The sequence below is a fragment of the Streptomyces litmocidini genome (assembly GCF_014649755.1).
Lineage (GTDB): Bacteria > Actinomycetota > Actinomycetes > Streptomycetales > Streptomycetaceae > Streptomyces > Streptomyces litmocidini.
In genome coordinates this window covers 255,101-266,090 of the sequence record NZ_BMTQ01000001.1, presented here as the reverse complement: position 1 = coordinate 266,090, position 10,990 = coordinate 255,101, and the positions used below count along the sequence as shown (strand labels likewise).

The following is a 10,990-nucleotide window of genomic DNA, read 5'->3' as shown; positions in this document are numbered from 1 at the left end:
CGGGAGACGCCGGAGGCCCGGCACCCCGAGTGGGGTGCCGGGCCTCCGTACGTGCTCCGGTCGATCAGGCGTCGAAGACCTCGTTGACCAGCTGCTGCTGCTCCGCCTGGTGGCGCTTGGCCGAGCCGACCGCCGGGGAGGAGGAGTGCGGACGCGAGATCCGGCGCAGGCGCTCGCCCGCCGGGATGTCCGCGCCGACCGCCAGGTCGAGGTGGTCGATCAGGTTGAGCGCGATGAACGGCCAGGCACCCTGGTTCGCCGGCTCCTCCTGGGCCCAGATGTACTTCGCCGCGTTCGGGTACTTGGCGATCTCGGCCTGCAGCTCGGCACCCGGCAGCGGGTACAGGCGCTCCAGACGGATGATCGCGGTCTCCGTGTCGCCGCGCTTCTGGCGCTCGGCCTCCAGGTCGTAGTAGACCTTGCCGGCGCAGAAGACGACCTTGCGGACGTCGGCCGGGTTGACCGTCGCGTCGCCGATCACCGGGCGGAAGCCGCCGGTGGTGAACTCCTCCACCTTGGACGCCGCGGCCTTCAGACGCAGCATCGACTTCGGGGTGAAGACGATGAGCGGCTTGTGGTGCGGGTTGTGGACCTGCCAGCGCAGGAGGTGGAAGTAGTTCGACGGCAGCGTCGGCATGGCGACCGTCATGTTGTCCTGGGCGCACATCTGGAGGAAGCGCTCCGGGCGCGCGGACGAGTGGTCCGGGCCCTGGCCCTCGTAGCCGTGCGGCAGGAGGAGCGTGACGCCGGAGGTCTGGCCCCACTTCTGCTCGGCCGAGGAGATGAACTCGTCGACGACGGTCTGCGCGCCGTTGACGAAGTCACCGAACTGGGCCTCCCAGATGACCAGGGAGTCCGGACGGGCCAGCGAGTAGCCGTACTCGAAGCCCATCGCCGCGTACTCGCTGAGCAGCGAGTCGTAGACGTTGTAGTGGGCCTGGTCCTCGGTCAGGTAGAGCAGCGGGGTGTAGTCCTCGCCGGTCTCCTGGTCGACCAGGACCGCGTGCCGCTGGCCGAACGTGCCGCGGCGGGAGTCCTGGCCCGAGAGGCGGACCGGGGTGCCCTCCATCAGCAGGGAGCCGATGGCGAGGGTCTCGCCGAAGCCCCAGTCGATGGTGCCGTCGTCGATGGAGGCGGCGCGGCGCTGCATCTGCGGGAGCAGACGCGGGTGGACCGTGATCCGCTCCGGGATGTTGACCTGCGACTCGGCGATCCGCTTCACGACCTCCTGGGAGACCGCGGTGGTGACGGCGACCGGGAACTCGGCCTGCGCGTCCGGCACGGTGGTCGACGCCGGGGCGGCGGTGGCCTCGCGGACCTCCGCGAACACCTTCTCCAGCTGGCCCTGGAAGTCCTGGAGCGCCTGCTCCGCCTCTTCGAGGGTGATGTCGCCGCGACCGATGAGCGACTCGGTGTACAGCTTGCGCACCGAACGCTTCTTGTCGATCAGGTTGTACATCTGCGGGTTGGTGAACTGCGGGTTGTCGCCCTCGTTGTGACCGCGGCGGCGGTAGCAGATGAGGTCGATCACGACGTCCTTGTTGAACGTCTGGCGGAACTCGAAGGCGAGCCGCGCGACGCGGACCACGGCCTCCGGGTCGTCGCCGTTCACGTGGAAGATCGGCGCCTCGATCATGCGGGCCACGTCGGTCGCGTACATCGAGGAACGCGAGGACTCCGGGGCGGCGGTGAAGCCGACCTGGTTGTTGATGACGATGTGGACCGTGCCGCCGGTGCGGTAGCCCCGCAGCTGCGACATGTTCAGCGTCTCGGCGACGACGCCCTGGCCGGCGAAGGCCGCGTCGCCGTGGAGGGCGACGGGCAGGACGGTGAAGTCGGTGCCGCCCTTGTTGATGACGTCCTGCTTGGCGCGGACGACACCCTCCAGGACCGGGTCGACGGCCTCCAGGTGCGAGGGGTTGGCGGTGAGCGAGACCTTGATCTGCTCGCCGTCCAGGCCGGTGAAGGTGCCCTCGGCGCCCAGGTGGTACTTCACGTCGCCGGAGCCGTGCATCGACTTCGGGTCGAGGTTGCCCTCGAACTCGCGGAAGATCTGCGCGTACGACTTGCCGACGATGTTCGCCAGGACGTTCAGGCGGCCGCGGTGGGCCATGCCGATGACGACCTCGTCGAGGCGCGACTCGGCGGCCGAGTCGATGACCGCGTCGAGCAGCGGGATGACGGACTCGCCGCCCTCCAGGGAGAAGCGCTTCTGGCCGACGTACTTCGTCTGCAGGAAGGTCTCGAAGGCCTCCGCGGCGTTCAGCCGGCGCAGGATCCGCAGCTGCTCCTCGCGCTCCACGCGGGAGTGCGGGCGCTCGACGCGGTCCTGGATCCACTTGCGCTGCTTCGGGTCCTGGATGTGCATGAACTCGACGCCGGTGGTGCGGCAGTACGAGTCGCGGAGCACGCCGAGGATGTCGCGGAGCTTCATCATCGACTTGCCGGCGAAGCCGCCGACCGCGAACTCCCGCTCCAGGTCCCACAGGGTGAGGCCGTGCTCGGTGATGTCCAGGTCGGGGTGCTTGCGCTGCTTGTACTCCAGCGGGTCGGTGTCGGCCATGACGTGGCCGCGGACCCGGTAGGAGTGGATGAGCTCGAAGACGCGCGCGGCCTTGGTGACGTCGTCGTCGTGCGAGGCGTCGATGTCCTTGAGCCAGCGGACCGGCTCGTAGGGGATGCGCAGGGCCTTGAAGATCTCGTCGTAGAAGCCGTCCTCGCCGAGGAGGAGGTTCGACACGATCCGCAGGAACTCGCCGGAGGCGGCGCCCTGGATGACGCGGTGGTCGTACGTCGAGGTCAGGGTCATGACCTTGGAGATGCCCAGCTTGTTCAGGGTGTCCTGGGAGGTGCCCTGGAACTCGGCCGGGTAGTCCATCGAGCCGACGCCCATGATGACGGACTGACCGGGCATCAGGCGCGGCACGGAGTGGACGGTGCCGAGGCCGCCGGGGTTGGTCAGGGAGACCGTGACGCCGGAGAAGTCCTCCATCGTCAGCTTGCCGACGCGGGCGCGCTTGACGATGTCCTCGTACGCCTGCCAGAACTCGAAGAAGTTGAGCGTCTCGGCCTTCTTGATGCCCGCGACGACGAGCTGGCGGTCGCCGTTGGGCTTCACCAGGTCGATCGCGAGGCCGAAGTTCACGTGCTCCGGCTTGACCAGGGTCGGCTTGCCGTCCTTCTCCGCGAAGGAGTAGTTCATCGACGGCATGGCCTTGATCGCCTGCACCATCGCGTAGCCGATGAGGTGCGTGAAGGAGATCTTCCCGCCCCGGGCGCGCTTCAGGTGGTTGTTGATCACGATCCGGTTGTCGAAGAGCAGCTTCACCGGGACGGCGCGGACGGACGTGGCCGTCGGCACCTCCAGGGAGGCGTTCATGTTCTTCGCGACCGCGGCGGCGGGGCCGCGCAGCGTGATCAGCTCGGGGCCGGCGGGGGCCTCGGCGGCGGGAGCGGCCTTGGCGGCCGGGGCGGCCTTGGCCGGCGCCGCGGCAGCGGGCGCGGGAGCCGCTGCGGGCTTCACGGGCGCCGGGGCCGGGGCCGGCGCCGGGGCGGGGGCCGGGACGGCCGCCGGAGCCGAAGGCGCGGCCTGTGCGGGGCCCGCCTGCGGCGCGGCGGGCGCGCTCTGAGTGGTGGTGGGAGCCGGGGCGGCCGGGGTCTCCGACGCTCCGGGCTTGTAGTCGGCGAAGAAGTCCCACCAGGCACGATCGACCGAATTCGGGTCCTGGAGGTACTGCTGGTAGATCTCGTCGACGAGCCACTCGTTGGCACCGAAGGCGGCTGCGGGGCTTACGCCCTGCCCGTCTTGGTCGGCCGGGGAGCTCGGGGTACTGGGGGACTGAGACGACACGGCGGCAACCGCCCTCTTCCGCTTCGCAAGGTGATGGACAGCGGAAATAAAGGCTACGCCTGTCCGGCCGGGAGGTGCAGGCCGGGCAGTCCAACGTTGTGCAAGTCACACTTGACAGGGCGTTTCGATGCCGTGAATGGCGGGAAACAACCGTGGTTCCGCAGGTGTGAGGGTACGAGGAAGCGTCGGCACGGCCCGGTTCGGCCGCACCCCTGATCGCGTCCCGCTCACGGAGACACAGGCCCCGCTCACGGAGACGCAGTTCCGCTCACGTTGACGTACGTCCTGCTCACGTGCACGCAGAACGTTCGCTTCCGGTTCGAACCCTACGTCAACCTCTCAGGGGAAGGCTGCCCGGAAGAGTGACTCTGATGCGGCATCCACGTGACGATTCGGCCACTCCGATCCCGCCGCCGTGCAGATCCACCGCCCAGCGGGCGATCGCGAGCCCGAGGCCCGTTCCGCCGTCGCTGCCCGGCCCCTGCCGGTCCTTGGCCGAACCCCGGTTGAACCGCTCGAAGACCTTGTGCCGCTCCGACTCCGGGATGCCGGGGCCCTCGTCCTCGACCTCCAGCTCCAGCGAGTCCGGATACGGGCCGCGCCGGGCCCGGACCGTGACGCGGCCGTGCGGCGGGGAGTGCTTCACCGCGTTGTCGATCAGGTTCGCCATCACCTGGTGCAGCCGCTCCGCGTCCGCGTGCGCGACCAGCTCGGGCGGCGACACGTCCAGGTGCAGGTGCACGTCCGTACGGCGGTGCAGCCCCGAGGTGGACGACAGGCCGCGCTGGGACGCGGCCAGGTTCGCCTCCCGCAGGACGCCCGACAGGTACGGCCACACCTCGAAACGGCTCGCCCGGAGCGTGACGACACCGTTGTCGAGACGGGACAGGTCGAGCAGGGTCTCCACGAGCCGCCCGAGCCGCTCCGTCTGCTTCAGGGCCGAGCGCATGGTCTCCGGATCGGCCTCGGACACCCCGTCCACGACGTTCTCCAGGACGGCCCGCAGCGCGGCGATCGGCGTGCGCAGCTCGTGCGAGACGTTGGCCACCAGCTCCTTGCGGTGCCGGTCGACGGCCTCCAGGTCGTCCGCCATCCGGTTGATCGTCGAGGCGAGGTCGCCCAGCTCGTCCCGCCGGTCCGCGCCCTGCACCCGGCGGCTGAAGTCCCCCCGCGAGATCGACCCCGCCACCGTGTTCATCTCGTCCAGCGGCGCCGTCAGGGACTGCGCCACGAACTGGGTGATCAGCAGGGTCGCGATCATCGCGAAGATCGTGATGTAGCGGAACTCGGTGGAGGTGCGGATCGCCACCAGGGCCAGGCAGGAGGTCAGCAGGACCGCCCCGACGACCAGGGCGCCCAGCTTGGTCTTGATCGAGATCACGATCCGGCGGGGCCGGAGCGGCCCCTGTCCCGCGTGCGGCCTCCCGGGCCCCGGCCGGCTCACGGCGCCGGGGTCTCCAGCGCGTAGCCGACGCCGTGGACCGTACGGATCCGCTCGGCCCCGATCTTCCGGCGCAGCGCCTTGATGTGGCTGTCCACGGTCCGGGTGCCCGAGGCGTCCGCCCAGTCCCACACCTCGGCGAGCAGCTGCTCGCGGGAGAGGACCGCCCGGGGGGTGCTCGCCAGGCAGACCAGCAGGTCGAACTCGGTCGGGGTCAGGTGCACGTCCTCCGCGCGGACCCGGACCCGGCGCTGCGCGTGGTCGATCTCCAGCTCGCCCAGGCGCAGGATCCCGCTGCGCGGGGTGACCGCCGCGAGCGCGGCCCGCTCCACGCGGCGCAGCAGCACGTGCACCCGGGCGGCCAGCTCGCGCATCGAGAACGGCTTGGTCATGTAGTCGTCCGCGCCGACGCCGAGACCGACCAGCATGTCGGTCTCGTCGTCGCGGGCGGTCAGCATGAGGACCGGGACGGGGCGCTGGGCCTGCACCCTGCGGCACACCTCCAGGCCGTCGAAACCGGGCAGCATCACGTCCAGGACCATCAGGTCGGGCTGCCAGGCCTCGGCCGCGTCGACGGCCGCGGGGCCGTCGGTCGCGGTCTGCACGAGGAAGCCCTCGGCGCGCAGCCGCGCGGAGATCGCCTCCACGATCGTGGCGTCGTCCTCGACCACCAGGACGCGCCGCTGGGCCCCCGGAGTGGCCGCCGCACCGTGGTGAGTGGTGTGTGTCTGCTCCATTGCCCCGCCTCGCGTCGCCGATGTCGGTGCAGCAGCCTAGAGGTACCGGCGGCGTCCCGGCTATCCAGGAGCTACCCGGGACGGACCGCGAGGTGGACCACGTCGGGGACGCCCCGGGCAACGGGGACCTCTTCCGTCCGTACCCCGCTGAATCCGGCATTCCGCAACGACTCCTCGAAATCGGCGGACGGCCGCGCGGACCACACGGCGAGGATCCCGCCGGGGTTCAGGCGGGCCGCGCAGATCGCCAACCCCTCGGCCGAGTACAGGGATTCGTTGTCCTCGGTGACCGTCCAGTCGGGGCCGTTGTCGATGTCGAGGCAGAGGGCGTCGTAGGTGTCGGTGGTGGTGCGGAGGTGGGTCACGAGGTCCGTGTGCAGGATCACGGTCCGCGGATCGGCGAGCGCGGCCCCCGAGATCGCCGCGAGCGGTCCCTGCCGGTGCCAGTCGATGATCGCCTCCTCGCGCTCGGCGACCGTGATCCGGCCCCAGCGGGGGTCGGCGGCGGCGCGGGCCAGGGAGAAGCCGACGCCCAGGCCGCCGACGAGGACGGAGGCACCGGGCAGGGACCCCTCCGGGAGGGCGCCGAGGGCCGCGTCGATCAGGAGCCGCTCGGAGCGTCCGTCGGAGGTGTCCATCAGGAAGGTGCCGTTGGCGATGATCTCGTAGTGCTCGGCGCGGCGGCGGAGCACCACTTCTCCGTACGGCCCTTCACGTCGGTCGAGGGTGACGGGGCTGGTCATGATCACTCCGTGGTCTCGTGTGCGTCCGGTTCGTTCCGGCCATCCTGGCGGGGCGCCGACGGCCGGGACAAACGCATAACGAGGGCTCGCCGGGGGAGGAGAGGAACGCGTGGTGGGGCTCGCCCGCGGAGGGGATCCGTGTCGGGGTCCCGTCCGGGGGCGGGGTGGATCCGTGGCCGGGGGTCTCGTCCGGGGGCAGGACGGATCCGTGGCCGGGTGGCTCGTCCGGGGAGGGGACCCGTGAAGGAGCCTCGTCCGCGGGCGGGGCGGACCCGCGGCGGGCCCTCGCCGCGGCCCCGTTCAGCGGCTCGTCGGCGGGCCGCCCCCCGGCAGGGCGGCGAAGACGCGCTCGAGGGCGGCCGGGCGGGCGCCGTCGTCCGCGACGACCAGACGGTGGCGGTACGTCACGGCGTACTGGAAGCCGTCCGCGATCGGGCTGCCCGTCGGGCGCTCCGGGACCAGGGCGAACGCCGGGTCCTCCAGGGCCGCCCGGAGCTCGGCGGCCTCGGCGGGGGTCTGCCTGCCGGTCCGGGGCGGCTTGGCGCCGGAGCGGCTGCTCCAGCTGCCGTCGTAGTGGACGACGAGCCGGTTGCGGACGCCCGCCAGACCGCCGCTGACGACCACCTCGACGAGGACCTCGCCCGGCTGGGGGTCCGCCGCCGGTGTGCCGGGGTCCGTCACGGGGCTCGGCAGGGCCGGCGCGCTCGCGCTCGACGGCCCGCCGGGCGCGGGCGGCGTCCCGGGGCCGCAGCCGCTCGCGCCGCCGACCAGGGCCCCCGCCAGCAGCAGGGCCCCGCACCACGTTCCCGTACCCCGTACGCCTCGCACCATGGGACGAGCATGCCCGCTCCGGGGCCCCGCGCGCAGCCGGACGCGGCGGGAGGCGCCGGAGAACCCCGGGGCGTCGGGAGCGCCGGGGCGTCAGGCGGGCCGGGGAGCGGCGGGATCCGTCCGGACGATCCCGGTGAGGGGTCCCCGGTGGCGCCAGCCCAGCGAGTCGTAGAGCGCGCGGCCGTCCGTGGTCGCGGAGAGCACGCCGGTCTCGGCGCCGGCCTGGGCGGCGGCGGCCTCCAGGGTGCGCATGACGTTCGCGCCCAGGCCCCGGCGCCGGTGCGCGGGGTCGGTCTCGATCTGGTCGGCGACGGCGGTGGGGCCGGTCGGGGCGATCTGGCCGCGGGCGGCGAGGGTGCCGTCCGGGGCGAGGACGCGGACCCGGATGACCCCGCCGTCGATCTCGGTGGTGCGCGCGTACCCCTCGGGCGGCGCGGGACGGATCCCGGGATCCAGTCGCTTGACCATCATGAAGCCGGGGTCGTCGGGGACCGTCCATCCGTCGGTGATCCAGGACGCCGCCTCCTCGGGGCCCGCCATCACCTTGAGCCAGCTGTACGGCGCGGTCAGCCGGGCGCAGAGCGCGCCGACGGAGGCCGCGTCGGGGGCGGGCAGGACGTGCCGCACGACGTGCCGGGGCAGGCCGACGTCGATCCGGTGGCCCCAGGGCTCGGTGACGGCGGCCGGGGTGCCCCGGGAGACGGTCCAGCCCGCCACCCAGGCTAAAGTAATGGCTGAGATATCCATAGGAGTATTACATCTGTTCGGTGCGGGCGCGCGTGGGGGTGATCGCTCAGAGCGAACGGACGTCCGGGAACATCCCGGGGCTCACAAGCATTGAGTGCGTGTAGCTCAACTTGACTGCCGAAGGGGAGATCATGGCTTCTGAGTCCATGGCGTCCGTGCCGCTCACTCTGCCTGTGCTGCCGCTCGACGACGAGGTCGTGCTGCCCGGAATGGTGGTGCCGCTGGACCTGTCCGACACCGACGTACGGGCCGCCGTCGAGGCCGCCCAGGCCGCGGCCCGCACGGGCACGGGCAAGCCCCGTGTCCTGCTGGTGCCGCGCGTCGACGGAACCTACGCGGCCACCGGCGTCCTGGGCATCGTCGAGCAGGTCGGCCGTCTGTCCGACGGCGACCCCGGCGCGCTGATCCGCGGCCTCGGCCGCGTCCGCATCGGTGCCGGCACGACCGGCCCCGGTGCCGCCCTGTGGGTCGAGGGCAGCACCGTCGAGGAGACCCTGCCCGACCCGCTGCCCGGCGCCGTGACCGAACTGGTCAAGGAGTACAAGGCGCTGGCCACCAGCTGGCTCAAGAAGCGCGGCGCCTGGCAGGTCGTCGACCGCGTCCAGCAGATCGACGGCGTCGGCGCCCTCGCCGACAACTCCGGCTACTCGCCCTTCCTCAGCGTCGAGCAGAAGGTCGAGCTCCTGGAGACCGCCGACCCGGTCGCCCGCCTCAAGCTCGCCACCGCCCAGCTCCGCGAGCACCTCGCCGAGCAGGAGGTCGCCGAGACCATCGCCAAGGACGTCCAGGAGGGCGTCGACAAGCAGCAGCGCGAGTTCCTGCTCCGCCGCCAGCTCGAAGCCGTCCGCAAGGAACTCCGCGAACTCAACGGCGAGTCCGAGGGCGACGAGTCCGACGACTACCGCGCCCGCGTGGAGGCCGCCGACCTGCCCGGGAAGGTGCGCGAGGCCGCCCTCAAGGAGGTCGAGAAGCTGGAGCGGGCCAGCGACCAGTCCCCGGAGGGCTCCTGGATCCGCACCTGGCTCGACACCGTCCTCGAACTGCCGTGGAACGAGCGGACCGAGGACGAGTACGACATCCGGGGCGCCCGCGCGGTCCTGGACGCCGAGCACGCCGGCCTCGACGACGTGAAGGAACGGATCACCGAGTACCTCGCGGTGCGCAAGCGGCGCTCCGACCGCGGCCTCGGCGTCGTCGGCGGCCGCCGCGGCGGTGCCGTCCTCGCCCTCGTCGGCCCGCCCGGCGTCGGCAAGACGTCGATCGCGGAGTCGGTGGCCCACGCCATGGGCCGGAAGTTCGTCCGGGTCGCCCTCGGCGGCGTGCGCGACGAGGCGGAGATCCGCGGTCACCGGCGGACGTACGTCGGCGCCCTGCCCGGCCGGATCGTCCGCGCCGTCAAGGAGGCCGGCTCGATGAACCCGGTGGTCCTGCTCGACGAGATCGACAAGGTCGGCTCCGACTTCCGCGGCGACCCCGCGGCTGCGCTCCTCGAAGTCCTCGACCCCGCGCAGAACCACACCTTCCGCGACCACTACCTGGAGGTCGAGCTCGACCTCTCCGACGTCGTCTTCCTGGCCACCGCCAACGTCCTCGAAGCCATCCCCGAGGCGCTCCTGGACCGCATGGAGCTGGTGCGCCTCGACGGCTACACGGAGGACGAGAAGGTCGTCATCGCCCGTGACCACCTGCTCCCGCGCCAGCTGGAGCGGGCCGGTCTGGAACCGGGCGAGGTCGTCCTGGAGGAGGCCGCGCTGCGGAAGCTGGCCGGCGAGTACACCCGCGAGGCCGGCGTCCGCACCCTGGAACGCTCGATCGCCCGGCTGCTCCGCAAGATCGCGGCCCAGCACGAACTGGGCGACCGGGAACTGCCGTTCACGGTCGGTCCCGACGGCCTGCGGGAGTTCATCGGACGCCCGCACCACGTGCCGGAGTCGGCCCAGGACCCGGCGGAGCGGCGGACGGCCGTGCCGGGCGTCGCCACCGGGCTCGCCGTGACCGGCGCGGGCGGTGACGTCCTCTTCGTGGAGGCGTCCCTCGCCGACCCGGAGACGGGCGCCGCCGGCCTGACCCTCACCGGCCAGCTGGGCGACGTGATGAAGGAGTCGGCGCAGATCGCGCTCTCCTTCCTCCGCTCGCACGGCGCGGAACTGGAGCTGCCCGTCACCGGTCTGAAGGACCGGGGCGTGCACATCCACTTCCCGGCGGGCGCGGTGCCCAAGGACGGGCCGAGCGCGGGCATCACCATGACGACCGCCCTCGCCTCCCTGCTGAGCGGCCGGCTCGTCCGCACGGACGTGGCCATGACCGGCGAGGTCTCCCTCACCGGCCGGGTGCTGCCGATCGGCGGCGTGAAGCAGAAGCTCCTCGCCGCGCACCGGGCGGGCATCACGACCGTCGTGATCCCCAAGCGGAACGAGGCCGACCTGGACGACGTCCCGGCCGAGATCCTGGAGAAGCTGGAGGTCCACCCGGTGACGGACGTCCGCCAGGTCCTGGAGATCGCCCTCGCGCCGGCGGTGGTGCCGGTGGAGGTGGCCGCGTAACTCCCCCGGTGAGCGGGGTGCCCTTCCGGGGCACCCCGCTCCGGCGCGCCCGGGTCCCGCGCCCGGATCTCGTTACCCGGATGTCAGTCGGGGCTGGC

Annotated in this window: 7 protein-coding genes; 1 reads left to right on the top strand and 6 read right to left on the bottom strand. The window is 72.1% G+C overall.

The window, feature by feature from the left end; translation table 11 throughout:
- Window positions 1–64 precede the first annotated feature (64 nt).
- The 6 genes from IE180_RS01135 to IE180_RS01110 all read right to left on the bottom strand — a co-directional run bounded on the left by IE180_RS01135 (window position 65) and on the right by IE180_RS01110 (window position 8,349).
- Window positions 65–3,850, bottom strand: coding sequence for a multifunctional oxoglutarate decarboxylase/oxoglutarate dehydrogenase thiamine pyrophosphate-binding subunit/dihydrolipoyllysine-residue succinyltransferase subunit (locus IE180_RS01135; protein WP_190154827.1), 3,786 nt, complete (start codon window positions 3,848–3,850; stop codon window positions 65–67).
- A 331-nt stretch (window positions 3,851–4,181) separates the two neighbouring features.
- Window positions 4,182–5,294, bottom strand: a complete 1,113-nt coding sequence (locus IE180_RS01130) for a HAMP domain-containing sensor histidine kinase (protein ID WP_373302631.1) — start codon at window positions 5,292–5,294, stop codon at window positions 4,182–4,184.
- A complete protein-coding gene (locus IE180_RS01125) occupies window positions 5,291–6,028 on the bottom strand; it encodes a response regulator transcription factor (RefSeq protein ID WP_030688813.1) in 738 nt (245 codons plus the stop codon). The genes IE180_RS01130 and IE180_RS01125 overlap by 4 nt, the downstream gene beginning before the upstream one ends.
- A 71-nt stretch (window positions 6,029–6,099) precedes the next feature.
- On the bottom strand, window positions 6,100–6,771 hold the full coding sequence (locus IE180_RS01120; protein WP_190154826.1) for a spermidine synthase family protein: 672 nt from the start codon (window positions 6,769–6,771) through the stop codon (window positions 6,100–6,102).
- A gap of 300 nt (window positions 6,772–7,071) precedes the next feature.
- Window positions 7,072–7,602 (bottom strand): hypothetical protein, encoded by a 531-nt coding sequence (locus IE180_RS01115; RefSeq protein ID WP_190154825.1) that lies wholly within the window; start codon window positions 7,600–7,602, stop codon window positions 7,072–7,074.
- 90 nt (window positions 7,603–7,692) lie between these two features.
- On the bottom strand, window positions 7,693–8,349 hold the full coding sequence (locus IE180_RS01110; protein WP_190154824.1) for a GNAT family N-acetyltransferase: 657 nt from the start codon (window positions 8,347–8,349) through the stop codon (window positions 7,693–7,695).
- 131 nt (window positions 8,350–8,480) lie between these two features.
- Here IE180_RS01110 and lon point away from each other — a divergent pair, with 131 nt between their 5' ends.
- Window positions 8,481–10,892 (top strand): endopeptidase La, encoded by a 2,412-nt coding sequence (lon, locus tag IE180_RS01105; RefSeq protein WP_190154823.1) that lies wholly within the window; start codon window positions 8,481–8,483, stop codon window positions 10,890–10,892.
- The last annotated feature ends 98 nt before the right edge of the window (window positions 10,893–10,990 follow it).

Coding starts and splice junctions, on each gene's coding strand:
- IE180_RS01115 (WP_190154825.1), bottom strand. CDS start 7,602: ATGGTGCGAGGCGTACGGGGTACGGGAACGTGGTGCGGGGCCCTGCTG.
- IE180_RS01110 (WP_190154824.1), bottom strand. CDS start 8,349: ATGGATATCTCAGCCATTACTTTAGCCTGGGTGGCGGGCTGGACCGTC.
- lon (WP_190154823.1), top strand. CDS start 8,481: ATGGCTTCTGAGTCCATGGCGTCCGTGCCGCTCACTCTGCCTGTGCTG.
- IE180_RS01125 (WP_030688813.1), bottom strand. CDS start 6,028: ATGGAGCAGACACACACCACTCACCACGGTGCGGCGGCCACTCCGGGG.
- IE180_RS01120 (WP_190154826.1), bottom strand. CDS start 6,771: ATGACCAGCCCCGTCACCCTCGACCGACGTGAAGGGCCGTACGGAGAA.